13 protein-coding genes are annotated in these 21807 nt (G+C 45.8%); 10 read left to right on the top strand and 3 right to left on the bottom strand.

Annotation, left to right across the window (positions count from 1 at the left end):
- The first annotated feature begins 72 nt into the window (after positions 1 to 72).
- From AACQ93_RS10560 to AACQ93_RS10545, 4 genes are all read left to right on the top strand, one after another.
- Complete coding sequence (locus AACQ93_RS10560; RefSeq protein ID WP_157097557.1) at positions 73 to 3513, top strand: efflux RND transporter permease subunit; 3441 nt, start codon at positions 73 to 75, stop codon at positions 3511 to 3513.
- Positions 3510 to 4580 carry an efflux RND transporter periplasmic adaptor subunit gene (locus AACQ93_RS10555; protein WP_064604829.1) on the top strand — a complete coding sequence of 357 codons (1071 nt, stop codon included), beginning with the start codon at positions 3510 to 3512 and terminating at the stop codon, positions 4578 to 4580. The genes AACQ93_RS10560 and AACQ93_RS10555 overlap by 4 nt, the downstream gene beginning before the upstream one ends.
- A gap of 560 nt (positions 4581 to 5140) precedes the next feature.
- On the top strand, positions 5141 to 6316 hold the full coding sequence (locus AACQ93_RS10550; RefSeq protein ID WP_064604827.1) for an amino acid permease: 1176 nt from the start codon (positions 5141 to 5143) through the stop codon (positions 6314 to 6316).
- A gap of 442 nt (positions 6317 to 6758) precedes the next feature.
- Positions 6759 to 7532 carry a phosphorylase gene (locus AACQ93_RS10545; protein ID WP_064604825.1) on the top strand — a complete coding sequence of 258 codons (774 nt, stop codon included), beginning with the start codon at positions 6759 to 6761 and terminating at the stop codon, positions 7530 to 7532.
- A gap of 107 nt (positions 7533 to 7639) precedes the next feature.
- Here the strand turns inward: AACQ93_RS10545 and fusA are convergent, their stop codons facing one another.
- The 3 genes from fusA to AACQ93_RS10530 all read right to left on the bottom strand — a co-directional run bounded on the left by fusA (position 7640) and on the right by AACQ93_RS10530 (position 11231).
- Entirely contained in the window at positions 7640 to 9727 is a 2088-nt protein-coding gene (gene fusA, locus AACQ93_RS10540; RefSeq protein ID WP_064604823.1) for an elongation factor G, read from the bottom strand.
- Between the two features lie 568 nt (positions 9728 to 10295).
- Complete coding sequence (locus AACQ93_RS10535; RefSeq protein ID WP_007466139.1) at positions 10296 to 10751, bottom strand: RNA methyltransferase; 456 nt, start codon at positions 10749 to 10751, stop codon at positions 10296 to 10298.
- Between the two features lie 147 nt (positions 10752 to 10898).
- Entirely contained in the window at positions 10899 to 11231 is a 333-nt protein-coding gene (locus AACQ93_RS10530; RefSeq protein WP_007466137.1) for a PBPRA1643 family SWIM/SEC-C metal-binding motif protein, read from the bottom strand.
- A gap of 344 nt (positions 11232 to 11575) precedes the next feature.
- On the opposite strand from AACQ93_RS10530, the gene AACQ93_RS10525 reads away from it, so the two are divergent.
- The 6 genes from AACQ93_RS10525 to AACQ93_RS10500 all read left to right on the top strand — a co-directional run bounded on the left by AACQ93_RS10525 (position 11576) and on the right by AACQ93_RS10500 (position 21677).
- The gene (locus AACQ93_RS10525) at positions 11576 to 13384 is read left to right on the top strand and encodes an extracellular solute-binding protein (RefSeq protein WP_064606637.1); all 1809 of its coding nucleotides are present in this window, start codon (positions 11576 to 11578) and stop codon (positions 13382 to 13384) included.
- 52 nt (positions 13385 to 13436) lie between these two features.
- A complete protein-coding gene (locus AACQ93_RS10520) occupies positions 13437 to 14522 on the top strand; it encodes a microcin C ABC transporter permease YejB (protein ID WP_007466134.1) in 1086 nt (361 codons plus the stop codon).
- A 5-nt stretch (positions 14523 to 14527) separates the two neighbouring features.
- Positions 14528 to 15544 carry an ABC transporter permease gene (locus tag AACQ93_RS10515; protein WP_036799929.1) on the top strand — a complete coding sequence of 339 codons (1017 nt, stop codon included), beginning with the start codon at positions 14528 to 14530 and terminating at the stop codon, positions 15542 to 15544.
- A 2-nt stretch (positions 15545 to 15546) separates the two neighbouring features.
- Complete coding sequence (locus tag AACQ93_RS10510) at positions 15547 to 17139, top strand: ABC transporter ATP-binding protein (RefSeq protein ID WP_064604821.1); 1593 nt, start codon at positions 15547 to 15549, stop codon at positions 17137 to 17139.
- Positions 17140 to 17727: 588 nt separating this feature from the next.
- Complete coding sequence (locus AACQ93_RS10505; RefSeq protein ID WP_064604818.1) at positions 17728 to 19275, top strand: alanine/glycine:cation symporter family protein; 1548 nt, start codon at positions 17728 to 17730, stop codon at positions 19273 to 19275.
- Positions 19276 to 19766: 491 nt separating this feature from the next.
- Entirely contained in the window at positions 19767 to 21677 is a 1911-nt protein-coding gene (locus tag AACQ93_RS10500) for a methyl-accepting chemotaxis protein (protein WP_064604816.1), read from the top strand.
- Positions 21678 to 21807 lie beyond the last annotated feature (130 nt).

Here is a 21807-nt window from a genome sequence, read left to right as displayed (position 1 = left end):
CGTAGAGATAGAACCGATTTGTGAGCGATGACTGAGAAGGTCAGCGGTATTGAAAAGCAAGGGAGAAGCAAGATGGCAGATAAGGTCAGTCAAGGCATAGTCGCTAAATTCCTTAACAGCTTCTTTCCTCCTATTTTGATCATTCTGGCTTTGATGGCTGGTGTCGCAGCTTTATTGCTTACGCCAAGGGAAGAAGATCCGCAAATCATAGTGCCAATGGCTGATGTGCTGATTCAGGCACCGGGCCTTTCTCCGTCACAGGTTGAGAATCAGGTGACTCAACCTCTGGAAAAACTCCTCACTCAGATAGATGGTGTCGAAGATGTTTATTCGACATCTCTGAAAGGTGCTGCTCAGGTTATCGTTCGTTTTTATGTTGGTGAGCAGCGTGAAGAAGCTCTCATCAAGCTTTATAACAAGATTTATTCGAACCTGGATCTGGTTCCTCCTTCCGTTACTCAATGGGCTGTCAAACCGGTAGAAATTGATGATGTCCCTGTTGTTGTTGCGGCGCTTTACAGTACAGAGCCGGAGTTGACCGGCAGTGCTGAATTGCGCCGAATCGCCGAACAAGCAGTTAATCAGCTACAGGCGTTGAATGATACCAACCGCGTTTCTGTTGTCGGGGGGAATCCGCGGGTGATTCAGATTTCGCTCGATGCTGCAGCTATGGCAAGTCGAATGACCACAGTAGATGATATCCAGCAGGCTTTTGCGCTGACTAACCAGCACCAGCAACTTGGAAATATTCATCAGCAGGGGCGGGTATATCAGCTCGAAAGCGGACAATTTTTCCGGAATGCAGACGATGTTGCCGATACGGTAGTGAATGTTGTTAATGGACAGCCTGTCTACCTGAAAGATATTGCTACCGTCACCGACGGACCGGAGGAAGCTGAAAACCAGACCTGGTTCAGCTTTGGGCCGGCAACTGAGCAGTTCAGTCAGCAGAGAGCGGAGCCTTACCCTTCTGTTTTTCTTGCTGTTGCAAAACAGAAAGGAAGTAATGCGGTCTGGGTTGCTGATGACGTGGTCAGCTTGTTGGAAGAGATGGCTGACACTCAATTTCCGCCGCACGTTAAAATTTCTGTAATTCGTAACTACGGCGATACAGCCAATGAAAAAGTCGGCAATTTGGTATCCAGCTTGGGGTTGTCGATTCTTACCGTAGTGGTATTTGTTGGTGTATTTCTTAACTGGCGTTCGGCTGTGGTCGTCGGGATTGCTATTCCGATAAGTTACGGTGCAGCGCTGGCGATGGACCTGGCCTTTGGTTATACCATCAATCGGGTAACCCTGTTTGCTCTTATCCTGGCTTTGGGCCTGATTGTCGATGATCCTATAGCCAGTATTGATAATATTGAGCGCTTCCTGAAGCGCAAAGGTCTCAAAAAGCCGACGGCAATTGTGATGGCAATGTCTGAAATTCGCAGTGCACTGTTGATGTCTACTGTGGCCATTGTCATTGTTTTTACACCGATGTTTTTCATCACCGGAATGATGGGACCATACATGGCTCCGTTGGCCTTTAACGTTCCCGTCAGTGTGATTTTTAGTACCGCAGTCGCTTTCTTGATTACGCCGTGGTTGGCTAAAAAAATACTGACCACTGCGACAGACAAAGGTCATTACCGTATAGAAGGCACACTGTTATATAAAGCTTACGAGAAGGTACTTACGCCGCTTTTGGCTCGTAAGCGAAACAGTGTCATCTTTCTTATTAGTGTCGGATTTGCTTTTCTTGCGGCAGCAATGCTGCCTGTTTTGCGTGCTGTTCCTCTCAAATTGCTGCCTTATGACAATAAGAATGAATTCCAGCTGGTATTGAATATGCCGGAAACCAGCAGTGTCGAGCAAACCTCTAACGCCTTGAGCGATTTTGCCGATTACCTGAAAAGTGTGCCTGAGGTGGTGTCAGTATCAGGTTTTGCCGGAATTGCATCACCGATGGACTTTAACGGTATGGTCCGGCACTACTTTATGCGAACCATGCCTCATCAGGGAGAGCTGCGCATTGTGCTGGCAGAAAAGAACCGCCGTCGGCAGCAGTCTCATGAGCTGGTGACCCGCCTGCGTGCAGACTTGACGGCAATCGCACAAAAACTGGATGCCGATATACAGTTGGTGGAGACTCCGCCGGGGCCTCCGGTGATAGCGACGATTGTCGCAGAGGTCTACGGTCAGCCACAGACTCCGTACCACGAGCTGCAGACAGCAGCAGTTAATGTTGCAGAACGATTGAAGCGAGAGCCTTTTGTGGTGGAAACGGATACCAGCATTCAGGGGGAGCTGGAAAGCTGGCAGTTTATTGTCGACTCAGAGAAAGCCGCGTTATCCGGAGTCTCGGTACAGGAGATAAATCAAACTCTGGTCGCCGCCAATGTCGGACGGGTTGTCAGCTATCTGCATGATGATTATGAAATTAATCCGCTGCCGATTGAAGTTCGTCTCACGCGAAGTCAGCGAGATGATCTCAGCGCACTGGAGAACCTCTATGTACGAGGTTTGCCAGGCATTACCAAGCGGGTAGAGCAAGGCCGATTGGTTGATGCCGGGCAACCATTGGTGCAGATATCTGAGCTGGGTGACTTCGTGAAAGTACCTGCACCACAACCTGTAATGCGTAAAAATCTCCGTCAGGTTGTCTATGTCTTTGCCGAGTCTGCTGGTCGTGTACCTGCGGAAGTGGTTGTGGATGTGTCCGCTGATCTGCAAACCGCATCAGGTGAGGTTATGCTCGCGTCGGATGAAGGAAATATTCGCCAGCCAGGTAACCGAACCTACTTTTCTAATGGCGGCGATGATTTCTGGCAGTTGCCGCCAGGCATTGAAGTGAAATGGAGTGGTGAAGGGGAATGGAAGATCACCCTGGATGTATTTCGCGACCTGGGTATTGCCTATGGAGCCGCATTATTGGGGGTGTTTGTGGTAATGGTATTGCAAACAGGGCTACCTGCTGTCTCTGGAATTATCATGTTGGCAATTCCCTTAACTGTCATCGGCATTATGCCGGGGTTCTGGCTTCTCAATCAGATTGGAACCACTGAAATTAACGGTATTCCGAATCCGTCTTTGTTCACTGCAACTGCCATGATCGGCATGATAGCACTTGCCGGGATTGTAGTTCGTAATTCGCTGGTGTTGATTGAGTTCATCCACCAGTCATTAAGAGAAGGTGAAACACTCAGGGATGCGTTGATTAAAGCGGGAGCTGTCAGGATGAGACCAATATTACTTACCGCCGGAACGACCCTGCTCGGTAATGTGGTGATCACTTTGGATCCAATTTTTAATGGTCTCGCATGGGCGATTATCTTTGGTATCGCTGCATCGACATTGTTTACTTTGCTGGTGATACCCGTTGTTTATTATCTTGCTTATGCCAACCAACCTGGCCATGGATTACCGGAAAAACCCGAATCCGAAAAGAATGTGGATGTAGAAGAGAGCAATAACGCTGAATCGAACCAATTATTCAATTCACCTGAAAACTACAGGGAGTCGCAATTATGAGTACGAAAAAGCTGGCACTGATAATTGCCGCGTTTGCAGGGCTTGGGATCCTTTTCTTTGCGATATCCGGTGGTTTTGTAACCAAACTTGATACTGAAAATGAGTCGTTGCAGGGAGAACCATTAGCCGGACGTGAAACTGTTCAGGTTACAGCCCGCAAATTACCGGTGTGGCAGGCATATACAGGCACCATTATTGCTGATCAGCAGGCAACACTTTCTGCCAGATTGACGGCTCAGGTTGCTGACGTTTTAGTTGATGTAGGGGATAAAGTAAAAGCGGGAGATATTCTTATTCGGCTTGATAACCTGGATCTTGATGCTCGTGTCCGTCAGACAGAGCAGGCACTGGCTAGTGCACAGGCACAGTTGAACATTGTCCGTAAGGATTATGCCCGAACAAAATCATTAATTCAGAAAAAGCTGGTTGCTCAGTCAAAACTTGATGAAGCCCTGAGTGCACTACAAACTGCTGAAGCTAACTTTAAGCAGCATCAGGCTTCACTGGAAGAAGCGCAGACGACCTATGGCTACAGTATTATTGCTGCACCTTTTGATGGTGTGATTACGCAAAAGTTGATGCATAGAGGTGATATCGCATCCCCCGGTGTTGCTATGCTGAGCTTGTATAACCCTCAGACATTAATGATGGAAAGCTCGATTGCTGCCAGCCAGCGGTATTTATTGGAGCTGGATCAGCAATGGCCCGTCACTCTTTCTGAGCAGAAACTGTCATTCAACGGTGTCATAAAAGAAATAACGCCTGCTTCTGATGCCGGGTCACGAAGTGTGATTGTGAAACTGGCTTTTAGCAATGGCGCATCACAGCCGGACGAGCAGTTGATCTATCCTGGCATGTTTGCACGGGTGAAGATTCAGACCGGCGAACAGGAGTCTTTGTTGATTCCTCGCTCCGGTATGTATCGCATCGGGCAGTTGCAATACATTAAGGTGGTTGAAGATAACCGTGTTGTTCCTCGGCTTGTTGAGACCCGTGCTTTTGACAATGACAACTTGATTGTCAGGAAAGGGGTAACAGAATATACGGTTCTACTTGTAAGCCCATAATTGTTGCTTGATTCCAGTAGATGGGCATAACGTTAACCCGCTTTTAGCGTGGAGATCCTTATAGAAATCCGATAAACCATTAATGAAATCGAAGATTTCATTAATGGTTGTTGTGATTTAATTCCCATAACCTTAAGTTGCTATTTGACCGAACAAAAACAGGATAATTTACGGAAGATTATCCATATCTGCAGGGACATATCGTTTTTTGGAGTACGATAAATGAAACATCATACAGCAGGGCTGCCAGATACAGCCACGAATGGCTTGTCGCATATGCGATGTTCAGCCGCTCAACCTCATCAACATTCTGCTTTCTCTTCTGCTTTTACCTTCCCGTATTTTGGCTTCTTTGCCGATTTCCGATTTAGCAACTTTAGCTAATTCCCCTGTTTAGTCCTCAACGGACTGGCGATCCCTGTATTAATTCAGGTTTGTTTTTCGCTGCTGACCACGGTGTTTAACTTTGTAGATCGCAAAACAATCCCTTTTATCTGTTTGAGACTGACCGAACAATTTACTCAGACAGAGCGATATAAACATTTTCAGAGATAATTGTTGTGAAATTGAAGCTTTTAGGTAGTGCGCTGATCGTTGCGGGTACAGCGCTGGGTGCGGGAATGCTGGCAATCCCGATGGTACTGGCACAATTCGGCCTGCTATGGGGCACATTGATGATGCTTTTCATCTGGTCGGGTACAACTTATGCGGCGTTGTTGCTGCTTGAAGCCAGCATTAAAGCTGGTGGTGGCCTGGGAATGAATACCATTGCCCGTAAAACACTGGGCAAGGGCGGCCAGGTAGTCACAAACGGCCTTCTTTATGCCTTGCTGGTTTGTCTGTTGATGGCTTACATCATCGGTGCCGGTGATCTGGTTAAGAAAATGCTGAGCGGTGTGGGTCTTGAGTTAACCATGATGCAGTGTCAAATTGCTTTCGCTCTGATCGCTGGTGTTGTAGTTGCTGCCGGTACCGCGGCGGTAGATAAGCTGAACCGGGCTCTGTTTGCCGTTATGGTGGTGATGTTGGGTCTGACCCTGGTATCTCTGGTTCCGACTATTTCTGTCGATAATCTGTTAGAAGCCTCCAGCGACAGCAAAATCGATCTAATCAAGACAAGTTCCGTACTGTTCACCAGCTTTGGCTTTGTTGTGGTTATCCCGTCTTTGGTTACATACAACGAAGACGCGACCCATAAGCAGCTACGTAACATGATTATCAGCGGCTCCTGCATTCCATTGGTTTGTTACCTGTTCTGGCTATACGCAGCGATGGGTAACCTGTCAGCTGAACAGATGGTATCTTTCGCGAATGTTTCTGAGCTGATTGCCGCTTTGGGCGCAAATCACAGCATTATCAACGTGGTTCTGTCGGTATTTACTGGCCTTGCTTTGCTGACATCTTTCCTGGGTGTTGCAATGGCGCTGTTCGATCAGAATGCGGATGCTTTCAAACAGAACCGAGCGGTGACGTATGTACTGACCTTTATTCTGCCATTGACTGGTGCGCTGCTTGCCGCGGATAAGTTCCTTTCTGTTCTTGGTTATGCTGGCATCATTCTGGTCTTCCTGGCGGTGTTCATCCCAATGGCAATGACCATTAAATTGCGTGGTGAAGATGACTCTGCATTTGAAGTTGATGCGACAGGTGTACTTTACAGAGCGGGTGGTGGCCACATGGCGATGGGACTAAGCTTCCTGTTCGGATGCTTCCTGTTAGCTGCTGAGCTTATTTAAACTTCACTGAATAAAACTACGAAAAAAAGGCGTTTACCCTTAAGGTAGACGCCTTTTTTATTCAGAGAAATTGTTGAAACTGAAGCGTACAATAGTGTTTGACCGAACAATAATGTACTGATTTTAAAAGCCTTTCAATGACCGAACGAAGGCTTCTTTCAGCATCCCGTTTGGAGTACTACAAGGGAATAGGACGGGATAACTGTCTGTTTCAATCAATGCGGTGATAATACAAACTTTCCTGTAGTGCGGCTATAGCTCATGACTTTTGTGCAATGTCATAATTGAGCTGCAAGTGTAAACTTATTAATACAGGTGATTGAAAAAACAGCAGTTTAAGATAATCTGATGGTGTTAACAGGAATAAATAGCAATGCTTTGTCTGGTGACAGGGGTAATATATTGCTATCGAGAATAGTAAAAGGATGTTGGGGGAATAGTTATGTTTTGGGATGACGCTGTACTTGTATCTGAAAAGGCGTTGGCTGGTGGTGAATTGATGCCGATAACCACAGAAGCTGAGGTCATTCAGGAGCATGGCGTGAGTTATCTCGGCTATGTCGTTACTCAAAACGCCCGGAAAAAGCCGATCGCGAAAACTCAGCAGGCTAACCCTTTTTTACCTTATGAGCCGGCTATGTATGTAGGGGAGGCCGGTAAAAATCATGTCTGTCTACTTAATAAGTTCCCGGTGATCTCTCCTCATCTTCTTATTTGCTCCAAAGAGTTTGTTGCTCAGTCCTCGCCTTTGACATCGGATGACTTCAAAGCATGGTTGTTAGGCTTCAGTCGTTCTGATGTGCTTGGTTTTTATAATAGTGGTCCAGAGGCCGGTGCTAGTCAGCTTCATCGTCATATGCAGATTGTACGGGCGGACATACCGATGGAACCTGTTATTTCATCGGGTAAGCTGCCGTTTAAGCATTGCCTCTTTGTTCATGACGAGCTGAATGCGGACAGATTGTATCAACGCTATATGACAGCGTTGGAGTTATTGTCGTTAAACGACAATAACCAAGGCCAGTGTCTGCCCCATAACATACTGCTGACAGCACGCTGGATGTTGGTGTTGCCTCGATCGATAAACAATATAGAAGGAGTGTTTGCTAATGCTCTTAACTACAGCGGGCGTTTTTTGGTAAAGGAGCCAAAGCAGTTGGAGTGGTTACAGCGTTACGGGATTATGCGTTACTTATCTGAATGCAGTGTAATCTAGAGGTTTAGATACGTCATTAACTCAAGGACTGTTTTCAACTGTTTCAGATAAAAGAAAACCCGGTTGCCGAAGCAACCGGGTTTTTTAACACTTAAAGTAATTAAAAATTACTTCTTAGCGTTTTTCTCTTTCTGCTCAGCGATTACTTCTTCAGCAACGTTTGCAGGACATGGTGCGTAGTGTGAGAACTCCATAGAGAACTGACCACGGCCAGAAGTCATAGTACGTAGAGTACCGATGTAACCGAACATTTCTGACAGAGGTACATCACCCTTGATACGTACGCCAGTAGCGCCAGCCATCTGGTCTTTGATCATGCCGCGACGACGGTTAAGGTCACCGATTACGTCACCAACGTGGTCTTCTGGAGTGAACACGTCAACGTGCATGATTGGCTCAAGAAGCTGAGCACCCGCTTTAGGCATTGACTGACGGAATGCGCCTTTCGCTGCGATTTCGAATGCTACTGCTGATGAGTCAACTGCGTGGAAGCCACCGTCGAACAGCTCAACTTCAACGTCTAGTACTGGGAAGCCAGCTAGAACACCGTTGTCCATCATGCTCTGGAAGCCTTTCTCAACTGCAGGCCAGAATTCCTTAGGAACGTTACCGCCAACAACAGTTGAAGAGAAAGTGAAGCCTGAGTTTGGCTCACCTGGCTTGATGCGGTAGTCGATCTTACCGAACTGACCAGAACCACCAGACTGCTTCTTGTGCGTGTAGCTATCTTCAATTGCTTGAGTGATAGTTTCACGGTAAGCAACCTGTGGCTGACCAACGATCAGGTCAACACCGTAAGTACGCTTAAGGATGTCAACTTTGATGTCTAGGTGAAGTTCACCCATACCTTTCAGGATAGTTTCGCCTGAATCTTCGTCAGTCTCAACCTGGAATGATGGATCTTCTGCAACCATTTTACCGATCGCGATACCCATTTTCTCAGAACCGCCTTTGTCCTTAGGAGCAACAGCGATAGAGATTACTGGCTCAGGGAAGATCATTGGTTCAAGAGTACATTCGTGCTTAACATCACATAGAGTGTGACCAGTCTGAACGTTCTTCATACCAACAACAGCGATGATGTCACCAGCTTGTGCTGAATCGATCTCGTTACGCTGGTCAGCGTGCATCTCAACCATACGGCCGATACGCTCAGTCTTACCAGTTGCGCTGTTAAGGATTGTGTCACCTTTCTTCATCTTACCAGAGTAGATACGGATGAAAGTTAGGGCACCGAAACGGTCGTCCATGATCTTGAACGCAAGCGCACGTAGTGGCTCGTTTTCGTCAACTAGTGCAACTTCACCAGTCGCTTCACCAGTGTCTGGATCTGTTAGCGGCTGAGGATCAACTTCTGTTGGAGATGGTAGGTAATCTACAACTGCGTCAAGAACTAGCTGAACACCTTTGTTCTTGTATGCAGAACCACAGTAAGTTGGGAAGAACGCTAGGTCACGAGTACCTTTACGGATACAACGCTTGATGTCTTCGATAGAAGGCTCTTCACCTTCCATGTAAGCTTCCATTAGGTCATCGTCTTGCTCAACAGCAGTTTCGATTAGCTCTTCACGGTAAGCTTCTACGTCATCAACCATATCCGCTGGGATTTCTTTGATTTCGTAGTTTTCTGGAAGACCAGTGTCATCCCATACAAACGCCTGACGGCTTAGTACGTCAACAACACCAACGAAGTCGTCTTCACGACCGATTGGTAGAGTCATAACCAGAGGAGTAGCACCTAGAACGTTCTTAACCTGGTCAACAACGTTGTAGAAGTCTGCACCCATACGGTCCAGTTTGTTTACGAAGATCAGACGAGCAACTTCTGATTCGTTCGCGTAACGCCAGTTAGTTTCTGACTGAGGCTCAACACCACCAGAACCACAGAATACACCAACACCGCCATCAAGAACTTTAAGAGAACGGTATACTTCAACTGTGAAGTCAACGTGTCCCGGAGTATCGATGATGTTTAGACGGTGATCGTTCCAGAAACAGGTAGTCGCTGCAGACTGGATTGTAATACCACGCTCAGCTTCCTGCTCCATGAAGTCAGTAGTAGTTGAGCCATCGTGTGTGTCACCGATCTTGTGGATTTTACCAGTAAGCTTAAGGATACGCTCAGTAGTAGTGGTTTTACCCGCATCAACGTGCGCGAAAATACCAATGTTTCTGTATTTAGATAAATCTGCCATTGTTTTTCTCTATAAACAATTACTGTCACTATTCGGTGGGGGAGTATATCACTGATTCCAACAAACATTACATAGCTCATTTAAGATTAAATGAACATTTGCTTGTTTTTGCTCCGTCTTTTTCACATTTCTGGCTTAAACGCTCAATAAAAGTGCAGAAAGTATGGTGAACCAAGATTATATTCTGGGAAATTGCCCAGTTATAAGTCGCTTAGTGTCAATTCCAGCTTACGGTTTGTTGCCTTAAACTGCCTGCATTAATGTGTTTGCCATTAAAAATGTGTAAGACTCAAATCGCGTTAAGTCTAGTCTGATTCAGCCATAGCTACCAGTGCGAGGCATATTTTTATTCTTCCATCGGAGGGTGTCAGTTATATTTCCTTTATTTGACATCACTGGTATGAATTGGCCTTCATAGGTGCATTAGTGAAGTTGAGCACTTTCATAGGAAGAGTTTATAGCCAGTTAGTTTTCGTTTGCTACGAAGTATCATTGATTTTTGGGGATGCAGTACCGGACGGAATATCAGTTCTGATTTAAAAGCTTCCGTCCAGTAGGAAAGAAAGGATTAGTGATTAGAGAAGTTGTCGCCTTTTGCCATGCGATCGTACAGGATGACGTTTACTGCGGCAGCAAGGTTCATACAGCCTTCAGTTGGTACGTAGATAGTCTCTCTGCAGAATTCCGTGATTTCTTTCTTCAATGTGCCGTCTTCAGGACCAAAGATGTAAAAAGCACGTTTAGGGTGCTTGTAATTGGGTAGGGGTTTGGCACCTTCAATCAAATCGACGGCAACAGGCACACAGTCGTGTGGGATGATTTCTTTTAAGTCCTGTACGCCAATCAGTGGGATATCCTGGTAGACATTTTTAGTATCAGTACAGAACTTCTTAGCAAGGTCGTATCGCGTCCCTGTATAAAACACTGAATTTACCCCGTAACAACCAGCCGCGCGCATGACTGAACCAACATTTTCAGGCGTTTTGGGATTGAAAAGTCCCACACAGGAATAACCTTTGTTCATAACTTGTACATCTTCTAAATCTAAAAAGAGGCAGGATTATACGGATTTTTCAGGAAGAATGCAGGGGGAGACTAGATTGAGCTAGTAGGAGAGCCGGTAAACCGGGTTCTTTTATAGATTAAGAACCCGATTGTTAAATCAGTAAGATTAGCCGCAGCACTTCTTATATTTTTTACCGCTTCCGCATGAGCAAGGGTCATTTCGGTTAGGTGTTTTTTCAAAAACAGTCGTTTGTGGCTTATTTAGCAGTGTTTCAAGCTCTATGATGTTTTCGGCAGCGTCTGCGTTGACGGTAATAATACCAACCAGCTTGTTTTCGGCCAGGGTCGCTTCGACTTCAGCTTTACGTGTTTCGCTCTGAACTGTCAGAGGTAGCGGGTTTTCTTCGGTGCCTAATTTAGCCGAACGTTTTGTGTTGAAGCCATAGCTTTCATGCTTTGGCTTTTTTTCTATGCGGCCTTTGTAGAAAAATTTAGACATAACCTGATCCTGTGTACCTTAAATATTGCGTATCCAGAGCCTTAGTCGGTTCCGGAGAAAAGTGTCCTCATCTGAGATGAGGGAGGTGGATGTTAGCGGCTAATATTGTGCCCTGCAAGCTATAGTCGAATGACTTTGTCGAACCATTCTTGTGTGCAGATGCTTATTGGTGTTGATCAAACCGTTAATGCGATTGCTCGTGCTACGTTGTCGAATCTTGGATCCTGTCCTATCGTAGAATAATGAAAACAAAAAGAATTTAGAGATGGATTTTGCGCTGATGCAGGGAGAGGCAAATGTTGAGACAACTCTCATGGACTGTAACTATGCTGCTGGCCTGCGGGATGTTACTGGCAGACGAAGTTGCGGCAAAAGCAGAAACAGAAGCAAAGGAAGTTGTAAATATCATTGAGTCGACCAGCCTGGTCGGATTTGGTGAAGCTAAGTACGGCAGTGACTTTTCTCACTTTGATTATGTAAATCCTCAAGCCCCAAAAGGTGGACTGGTCACTTATGCCCAGGTTGGTACTTATGACAGTTTTAACCGTTACGCGACTCGTGGGGTATCCGTAGCCGGTGCAGATGCGATTTACGATACCTTATTCCTTTCTTCAGATGATGAAATCGACAGCCATTATCCATTAATTGCAGAAAAGGTTCGCTACGCCGATGACTTCTCCTGGATGGAGGTCGATATTAATCCGAAGGCACGTTTTCATGATGGGCATCCAATCACAGCTTCTGATGTCGCTTTTACCTTCAGTAAGTTTATGAAAGAAGGAGTGCCTCAATATAAGGTCTATTTTAAAGACGTGAAATCGGTAACTGCTAAATCAGATCTGACGGCACGTATAGAAATGGCGACACCAAACCGTGAGATTTTGTTTGCTTTAGTAAAAGGTATGAATGTTCTGCCTGAACATTTCTGGAAAGACAAAAATTTAGGTGAACCGCTTACAGCGCCTCCGCTCGGCAGCAGTGCATACAAAATTACCGCTTATAAACCCGGTCAGAGCGTGACCTACTCATTAGTTGATGATTACTGGGCGAAAGAGCTCCCGGTAAATGTTGGCCGTCATAATTTTCAGAATATTAAATACGATTATTACCGCGATGAAACCGTCACGCTGGAAGCTTTCAAGGCTGGGGAGTATGACATCCGCGAAGAGAATGTCGCTAAGTTCTGGGCCACTTTATATCAGGGAACCAATTTCGATAAAGGCTACATTCTCAAAGAAGAAATCTCGCATCAAATTCCCCAGTCAATGCAGGCATTTGTTTTCAATATCCAGAGTCCATATTTCAGCGATGTCAGGGTGCGAGAGGCTTTGAACTATGCGATGGATTTTGAATGGATGAACAAAAGTCTCTTTTATAACCAGTACACCCGTACTCGTAGCTATTTTCAAAATACTGATTATGAAGCTAAAGATAAGCCGTCAGAAGGTGAGCTGAACGTATTGGCTCCGGTTAAAGATAAAGTGCCGCCACGGGTTTTTACTACAGAGTATCAGCCACCGGTCTCGGACGGTTCAGGTCGTATTCGTACCCAGTTGCGTAAAGCTATAGCGTTGATGAAAGATGCTGGTTGGGAACTTAAAAACAAGGTGATGACCAATACCAAAACTGGTGAGCCGTTCGCATTTGAACTGCTTATATATAGCCCGACAACAGAACGCCTGGCGATTCCGGTGCAAAAGAACCTTAAGCTAATGGGAATCGACATGAAGATCCGTACTGTCGATACCACTCAATATATAAAGCGGGTACGGGATCGTGACTTCGATATGGTCTCGGCGGGGTATTCAGCGAATCCTTATCCGAATCCGAATTTGTTGATTGCCTGGAACAGTAAGTTTATCGACAGTACTTACAACCAGGCTGGTGTTAAAGATCCGGCTATTGATTACCTGACAGAGAAAATCGTCGAGAACCAACAGAACCCGGATGTGCTGCTGGATTACGGGCGGGCACTTGATCGGGTTTTGCAGTGGAATTTCTTTGTTATCCCCCAATGGCACATCAGTAAATTCCGGGTTGCCAGTTGGGATAAATTCTCTCGTCCGGAGGTCAGGCCGAAGTATTCCCTAGGTAAAGATACCTGGTGGGTTGATCCGGTTAAAGCTGCAAAGTTGCCAGATAAACGCAGGTAGCCATTATGAACCAGAAGTGTTTGGGAAGGTGCAATCATAAGGTACAGGGAAGATGACTGCATATATTATCCGTCGCCTGTTATTGGTGATCCCGACATTATGGGCAATCATTACGATTAATTTTTTCGTGATCCAGATTGCGCCCGGTGGCCCGGTTGAGCAGGCTGTCGCTCAGCTGGAAGGCCATTCTTCCGGCATAATGGAGCGCTTCACTGGCGGCGGGCAGGAGGTTGCAGCGGTTGAACCCGGTGAAAGTTCGAGTGGCTATCGAGGTTCCAGAGGCTTAGACCCTGAAGTTGTTGAGGCGATCAAAAAGCAGTTCGGCTTTGATAAGCCGTTGCTTGAGCGTTATTGGGACATGCTGAAAAACTACGCCACTTTTAATTTTGGGGATAGTTTGTTCAAAGGCGGCAATGTCATTGACTTGATTATCGATCGTTTGCCTGTCTCTATTTCACTCGGATTGTGGAGCACATTGATCATTTATTTTGTCTCCATTCCGTTAGGGATCGCGAAAGCCATCAAACACGGTTCCCGTTTCGATATCTGGAGCAGTGCCATAGTGATTGTTGGTTATGCCATTCCCGGCTTTCTGTTCGCAATCCTGCTTATCATCTTTTTTGCCAGTGGCAACTATTTCAGCTGGTTCCCGTTGCGTGGGCTGGTTTCTTCTGACTTTGAACAACTGACATGGTATCAGCAGATCGGTGACTACTTCTGGCATTTAACCCTGCCTATTTTGGCGATGGTGATAGGCGGCTTCGCAACTCTGACCATGCTGACAAAAAACTCTTTCCTTGATGAAATTAACAAACAGTATGTAGTTACGGCACGGGCTAAAGGACTGGACGAGCGCAGTATTCTTTACCGCCATGTTTTCCGAAACGCCATGCTGATTATTATTGCTGGCTTTCCTGCCGCCTTTATCAGTATTTTTTTTACCGGGGCCATGCTGATTGAAGTGATGTTTTCACTTGAGGGGATTGGCTTGCTCGGTTTTGAATCAACGATACAGCGTGATTACCCGGTTGTTTTCAGTTCGCTGTACATCATGACTTTGCTGGGACTATTACTGAACATTATTTCGGATCTCACTTATACCTTTGTAGATCCTCGGATTGACTTTGAGGCGCGCTAGTGACGATGAATCCACTGACAAGGGAACGTTGGGCCAGATTTCGTGCACATAAGCGAGGCTATTGGTCGCTCTGGATCTTTTCTGTGCTTTTTGTGCTCAGCCTGTTTGCTGAGATTATTGCCAATGACAAACCTTTGTTGCTTCATTTCAAATCCGGCTGGTATTTTCCGATAGTGGAGCAGTATTCAGAGACGCAATTTGGTGGTGAATTTGAAGCAGAAGCTGATTACACCGACCCGTACGTGGTCGATTTGATTGAAGCCGACGGTTTTATGATCTGGCCGCTTATCCGCTTCAGTTATGACACCATCAATTATGATCTTGATGGACCTGCACCGTCACCGCCGGACGGGGTTAACTGGCTGGGAACCGACGATAAAGGACGGGATGTACTGGCGCGGATCATCTATGGTTTTCGTATTTCGGTGTTGTTCGGTTTTGCACTGACTATTATCTCAACCATTATTGGCGTGATTGTCGGGGCATGTCAGGGATATTACGGTGGCCGGATTGATTTGTTCGGCCAGCGGTTTATTGAAGTCTGGTCTGGGATGCCGACTTTATTCCTGCTTATTATTCTTTCCAGTTTTGTTGAACCCAACTTCTGGTGGTTGCTGGGTATTATGGTGCTGTTCAGTTGGATGGGGCTGGTGGGTGTTGTTCGTGCTGAGTTTCTTCGCTGTCGTAATTTCGATTATGTCCGGGCTGCGCAGGCGTTAGGTGTGAGTGATGGTCGCATTATGCTCCGTCATATGCTGCCTAATGCTATGGTTGCGTCACTGACTATGATGCCATTTATTCTCAGTGGCTCGGTTACCACATTAACCTCCTTAGATTTTCTTGGTTTTGGCCTGCCAGCCGGATCGCCGTCACTGGGTGAATTGTTGGCACAGGGTAAAACTAATCTGCAGGCGCCATGGTTAGGCTTGTCTGCCTTTGTCGTGCTTTCTGTGATGCTGAGCCTGCTGGTATTTGTCGGTGAAGCGGTACGGGATGCGTTTGATCCCCATCAGCAGAGGTAACTATGGCGAATTCAATTCTGACTATCGACAATTTGTCTGTCGGCTTTCATAGCGGCGCTGAGGTAAATCAGGTGACTTATGATGTCAGTCTGTCGATTCAGCGTGGTGAGACGCTGGCACTGGTGGGAGAGAGTGGCTCCGGAAAGTCAGTTACCGCCAATGCCATTTTACGTTTGCTGCCTAAGTCATCTACTCATTATCTTGGCGGTAAAGTGGAGTATGACGGAACCAACATGCTGATATGCAGTGAACGGGAAATGCGACGGATGCGCGGCGATCGCATCGGGATGATTTTCCAGGAACCTATGATGTCGTTGAATCCATTGCATAAGATTGGTCGTCAGCTCTTTGAAACGCTGTCTATACATCGGGGAATGCGCCCCAAACAAGCCGAAGAAAAAGCATTGGAATGGCTGAAAAAAGTCGGGATACGTAACGCCGAAAAACGTTTAACCGCTTATCCTCATGAGTTATCCGGTGGTGAGCGCCAGCGAGTAATGATAGCGATGGCACTGATTAATGAGCCTGAACTATTGATAGCCGATGAGCCGACGACGGCATTGGATGTTTCCGTTCAGGCTCAGATACTGGATCTGCTTAAAGAACTTCAGCAAGAACTGGGAATGGCGATGCTGTTCATTACCCATGATTTGAGTATTGTTAAACGGATCGCTGATCGCGTCGCCGTTATGCAGTTGGGGCGAATTGTGGAAACTGATACCAAGGACGTGATTTTTAACAGCCCCTCCGATCCTTACACCATTAAGCTGATTAATTCCGATCCCAGCGGTAGCCCGGTTCCCGTTAATGCTAAATCATCTCCACTTTTTGATATTCGTGATTTACGAGTATGGTTTCCAATCACCGGCGGTATTCTCAAGCGGGTAAAAGACCATATAAAAGCCGTGACCGATGTCAGCTTTGTACTTAGGAAAGGGCACAGTGTTGGGTTGGTAGGGGAGAGTGGTTCCGGCAAGTCAACGACCGGCATGGCACTCCTCCGTTTACTGAATAGTGATGGGCAGATCAATTTTGAAGGTGTTGATATATCTGGCCTAAGCCGTAAGCAAATGCTTCCTTACCGAAGTAAGTTACAAGTCGTTTTTCAGGACCCTTTTTCGGCATTAAATCCGCGGATGTCGGTTGCTCAAATTATCGGAGAAGGGCTGAAAATTCATAAGTCGCTGACACCGGGAGAAGAAGACCGGGTGATTTGCGAAGCGATGCGTGAAGTTGAGCTCGATCCTACAACCCGCCATCGTTACCCCAATGAGTTTTCCGGCGGCCAGCGTCAGCGGATAGCCATTGCCCGCGCTCTGGTATTGAAACCTGAGTTTATTTTGCTTGATGAACCGACATCATCCCTCGATCGGACGGTACAGTTTCAGGTGCTGACTTTGCTGAAATCGCTGCAGGAGAAATATGGGTTAAGTTACCTGTTCATCAGCCACGATCTCAGTGTGGTGAAATCTTTGTGTCATTACACACTGGTATTAAAAGATGGCAAGGTGGTTGAGCAGGGTGAAACAGAACAGATTTTTAATGATCCTCAACAGGATTATACCCGTCAGCTTGTTAACTTATCTGCGGTGTAGTTAGCTTGTACTTCGTGAGCGCGAACTATGCAAAGAGCGCTCTATTGTTGGTTGTTAGCGCTTTTTCTTAAACTTGTGGTTAATGAATTGTTAATGCGGTTTGGTTCGAATCGATGCTTGTGTTCATAAACTGAAGTTGTGTGTTCGAGCTGTCCTATCTCAAATCAATCTATTACTTTGAATAGTATTTCCTGTGTTATGACAGAAATTCTATATCCCTTCCTTGTTACTTCTATTGTTAGCTTTTTCTAAGAACAAAACTTATCTACTTCTCTGGAAAAGGCTGCTTAACTGCTCTGCTCTTATTGGTGCTTATGTTACTAATTATGTGATCTTTGGCATAAAAATGGCTTTATGTAGTCTATCGCTAGAAAATTTTACCGATGAAAATTTAATCACCATTGGCTTTAGTAGCTCATAATTGTTCAAAATCCAGTCCAAACCGCCAGCTGTTATCGTAATGTTGCTGAATCGTGCTGCCACTCACGGTTAATTGAGTGACAAAATAAAATCATTAACAATCGAGTTACATTCTGCTTATTATACGAACCACGCATTAATCACAATCTAGATGACAGGGAGAATTTAATGCAGTCGTTCGTAGATTTTCTGAATGGAATCATTTGGAGCCCGGTGCTGATTTACTTATGTTTAGGTGCCGGCTTGTTCTATTCCATTGCCACACGTTTTGTACAGATCCGCCACTTCAGGGAAATGTGGCGTTTGCTGATGGAAGGGAAGAGCTCTGACAAAGGTATTTCATCTTTCCAGGCATTAGCTGTATCACTATCAGGCCGTGTGGGTACAGGTAATATTGCTGGTGTTGCTGCGGCTATCGGTTTTGGTGGCCCGGGTGCGGTGTTCTGGATGTGGGTGGTTGCTTTCTTCGGTGCAGCAACAGCTTATATCGAATCGGCACTGGCTCAGATTTACAAAGAAGAAGATGAAGACGGTCAGTTCCGTGGTGGTCCGGCTTACTATATCGAAAAGGCGATGGGTAAGAAGTGGTATGCATGGATCTTCGCTATTGCCACTATCTTTGCCTGTGGTGTGTTACTGCCGGGTGTGCAGTCAAACAGTATCGGTAATGCGGTTGAGGCAGCGTTTGGTTCCGGTGAAATGATTGAAACAACAATTGGCACGATCAGCCTGGCGAAAATCGTAACAGGTACCATCGTATCAATTATTCTGGCTTTCATTATCTTTGGTGGTGTTAAGCGTATTGCCAGCTTTACCCAGATTGTTGTGCCTTTTATGGCATTGGCTTACATCATTATTGCTTTCATCATTATCCTGCTGAACATCAACATGGTTCCAACTGTGTTCTCCATGATTATTGGTGATGCCTTTACACCAATGGCGGGTATCGGTGCTGCAATCGGTTGGGGTGTTAAGCGTGGTGTTTACTCAAATGAGGCAGGCCAGGGTACAGGCCCTCACGCCGCTGCTGCTGCGGATGTTCAGCACCCGGCACAGCAAGGCTTGGTTCAGTCGTTCTCAATTTATATTGATACCTTGCTGGTTTGTTCTGCGACAGCATTCATGATCATCATTACTGGTGCATACAATGTTCATGGTGGTGCCGAAGGCGCGTACCTTGTTCAGAACCTGTCGGCAGATATCAGTGCCAACGGCCCTATGTTTACTCAGCTGGCGATTGAGAGCGCAATGCCAGGTATCGGTAAGCCGTTCATTGCCTTTGCTCTGTTCTTCTTCGCGTTCACAACCATTCTAGCGTACTACTACATTGCAGAAACCAACATTGCCTATATCCGCCGCTCACTAAAGCTTCCGGGTATGATGTTTGTGCTGAAGATTATCCTTACTGTTGCGGTTTTCTACGGAACGGTGAAGACAGCCAATCTGGCCTGGGCGATGGGTGATGTCGGTGTTGGTCTGATGGCGTGGCTGAATATTGTTGGTATTCTGATTATCTTCTTCCTGGCAAAACCAGCAATGGTTGCCTTGAAAGATTACGAGAATCAGCAACAAGCTGGCGTGAAAGAGTACACATTCAACCCTGTGAAGCTTGGCATCAAGAATGCCGACTACTGGGAGAAACGTTACAAGTCTTTCGGTAAGTCATCATCAGGTGCAAGAGATCTTTCTGGTGAACCGATAGAGCCGACAGCATAAAAATATAATTGTTAATATAAGGGGCCATTACGATTGGCCCCTTTATTTTTGTTCTGAGCATAATGTTTTAATTGTTTAATCAGTTATTAAAGCTTTTAAAATATAACGGGGTCAGAAAAAGGCGGAAGGTGTAGGAGTGCGTAACTATCTGATTGTGATGCATATCATAAATTGGAAAATTGCAAGAAAGTGTTAGCCAAGTTTATATTTGATGTCATATTCACTTTATCTAACTTTTTTTTCATCAATATAACTAATTTGTTGAATAGGGAAAGATATTGTTAAAGGCGATAAAACGAGTAAAGCTGTAGCGAAAATGAATATATGTCTTTTCGAGTGAAGACAAAATGTATGAAATGGAATAGAGAGTAATTTTTCTTTGATATAAAAAATTGGCTGAAAGAGTCAAAATTTTAACACTCCACAATAGAAACCCTCGTGATTAGACTTGCTCAATCCATCAATTTCAAATTGATTCAGGCAAGATAACTATGAACCTCTCATTAAGTAACTTAGGTTTCAAACAACGGATTATCCTTACCGTTGCAATCCTGGTGGCAGTTGCTCTGTCTATAACCAACTGGCTTTCCTACCGGCATTTCAAAGAAGATAAAGTTGCCACGATCGAACAAAAGTCGCGGCTTATTGTCGACAGTGCGAAACGTGAAATTGAACTGTCAATGAACCTGGCTGCCGATGCTCTGGAATCAACAAAAGGCTTCTATGCCGGAGATCACTCTGACAGTGAGTATGTGGAAGTTGCCAGATTGATTACCAAGGCGGCAGATTATGCCAGTTTTACAGCCGGTTACACTGACGGACGAGCTTATGGTGATTCCGGTGGTAATGATGGGGTGTTTGAAGTCAGCGATTATGACCCGCGTACCCGTGGTTGGTACAAAGAGGCGATGGCAAAGAACCGAACCATCCTGACTGATTTCTATACTGATGCGACTACCGGAAGCCTGATGGTAAGTGTGGCAACACCTATCAGCAGTAACAAAGAAGGTGTCGTGGTTGGTGATGTATCTCTGAAAAGCCTGAATGAAACGATTGGTCATGTTGACTTCCCGGGCGCTGTGACTTTGATACTCAGCGAAGATTTCATTCAGTTAGCATCAACGGATCCAACGGAAGAACTGGGTGTTGCATTTGGTCTTCCAGACCTTGAGCGCGAAATGGCCACTCAGGGTACAGGCGCGGCGGATTACCAATGGAACGGAGCGGATAAACGAGCTTACTTCACTGAAATACCGCTTGTTGATGGCAATAAATGGTATTTGTATGTCGGTGTGAACAAGTCAATTGTGTATGCTGATGTGGAAAAAGCCTTCGAAGAAGCGGTGACTACATCTGTCATTATGCTGCTTATTGCGTTGGCGATTGTCATTTTTGTTTTAAACCAGCTATACCGCCCGATTACGGCACTGAAAGAAACTGTACAGGATCTTTCTGCCGGTACAGGTGACCTGACTCGTCGTCTGGAAGTAAATAGTAAAGATGATCTTGGCCAGATTGCGGAAAGTGTGAATATCTTTATCGGCAACCTTCAACAAATGATGTTGGAAGTGCAACAGGCGACCAGCCATATCTCAGCCAGTGTTGAAGATTTGAGGCAGCAGTCAGAGCAAAACACGGGTGTGCTTCAGTCTCACGTCGATGAAACCGATCAGGTTGTCACCGCCATTAATGAGATGAGCATTACAGCCGAGAATGTTTCTGCCAATGCCGCTGAAACGTCATCACATATCCATCAGACTAACGATCAGGCTCAGGAGTCTAAGATCATTGTCAGCAATGCGGTTAGCTCTGTTTCCGCTCTGATTGGTGATGTGGAGTCAATGGCTGAAAGCATCAGCGAAATGAACCGTAACAGCATTGATATTGCCGGTGTGTTGAAAGTGATTGGTGATATTGCAGAACAGACCAACCTGCTGGCACTGAACGCCGCCATTGAGGCTGCACGTGCTGGTGAGCAGGGCCGTGGTTTTGCGGTAGTTGCTGATGAAGTTCGCGCCCTTGCGGCCCGTACTCAGCAAAGCACTTCTGAGATCGAACAGATGCTTAACAGGCTGACATCAGGGGCTGATGAGCTGGTTACCAACATGAATGTCATTAAGGAAAGCTGTAACGAGACAGCCAGCAACACTGAACAAGTGAACCTGGATCTGGATAAGATGGCGAGTTCGATTAATGAGGTTAACAACCTTGCAGTTGAAATTGCGACAGCCGCAGAGGAGCAAAGCTCGGTTTCGGAAGAAATCAGCAAGAATATGGCTTCCATCCGCCATATGGCTGACACGCTGGCAGAAAGCGGTCGTCATAACCTGGAAAGCAGTCAGACACTGGCGTCTGCGAATACGCAGCTTGCAGCCATTGTCAGCAAGTTTAAGCTCAGCTAAGCAAGCGTCAGGCGAGTACTGAGATTCATTTAGTATTCGTTGACTTCGTCAGAAAAAGAAATGCCACCCTCTTTTGAGGGTGGCATTTTTCTTAGACCATTACTTTTTCTTTGTTTCGTATGCGTATCCT

Source organism: Photobacterium sp. J15 (assembly GCF_963870815.1).
Lineage (GTDB): Bacteria > Pseudomonadota > Gammaproteobacteria > Enterobacterales > Vibrionaceae > Photobacterium > Photobacterium marinum.
This window is presented reverse-complemented; position numbering and strand designations above follow the sequence as displayed.

Bases quoted from the DNA above. Each gene is read 5' to 3' on its own strand.
- AACQ93_RS10560 (WP_157097557.1), top strand. From the start codon at position 73: ATGGCAGATAAGGTCAGTCAAGGCATAGTCGCTAAATTCCTTAACAGC.
- AACQ93_RS10555 (WP_064604829.1), top strand. From the start codon at position 3,510: ATGAGTACGAAAAAGCTGGCACTGATAATTGCCGCGTTTGCAGGGCTT.
- AACQ93_RS10545 (WP_064604825.1), top strand. From the start codon at position 6,759: ATGTTTTGGGATGACGCTGTACTTGTATCTGAAAAGGCGTTGGCTGGT.
- fusA (WP_064604823.1), bottom strand. From the start codon at position 9,727: ATGGCAGATTTATCTAAATACAGAAACATTGGTATTTTCGCGCACGTT.
- AACQ93_RS10535 (WP_007466139.1), bottom strand. From the start codon at position 10,751: ATGAACAAAGGTTATTCCTGTGTGGGACTTTTCAATCCCAAAACGCCT.
- AACQ93_RS10530 (WP_007466137.1), bottom strand. From the start codon at position 11,231: ATGTCTAAATTTTTCTACAAAGGCCGCATAGAAAAAAAGCCAAAGCAT.
- AACQ93_RS10525 (WP_064606637.1), top strand. From the start codon at position 11,576: ATGTTACTGGCAGACGAAGTTGCGGCAAAAGCAGAAACAGAAGCAAAG.
- AACQ93_RS10520 (WP_007466134.1), top strand. From the start codon at position 13,437: ATGACTGCATATATTATCCGTCGCCTGTTATTGGTGATCCCGACATTA.
- AACQ93_RS10515 (WP_036799929.1), top strand. From the start codon at position 14,528: ATGAATCCACTGACAAGGGAACGTTGGGCCAGATTTCGTGCACATAAG.
- AACQ93_RS10510 (WP_064604821.1), top strand. From the start codon at position 15,547: ATGGCGAATTCAATTCTGACTATCGACAATTTGTCTGTCGGCTTTCAT.
- AACQ93_RS10505 (WP_064604818.1), top strand. From the start codon at position 17,728: ATGCAGTCGTTCGTAGATTTTCTGAATGGAATCATTTGGAGCCCGGTG.
- AACQ93_RS10500 (WP_064604816.1), top strand. From the start codon at position 19,767: ATGAACCTCTCATTAAGTAACTTAGGTTTCAAACAACGGATTATCCTT.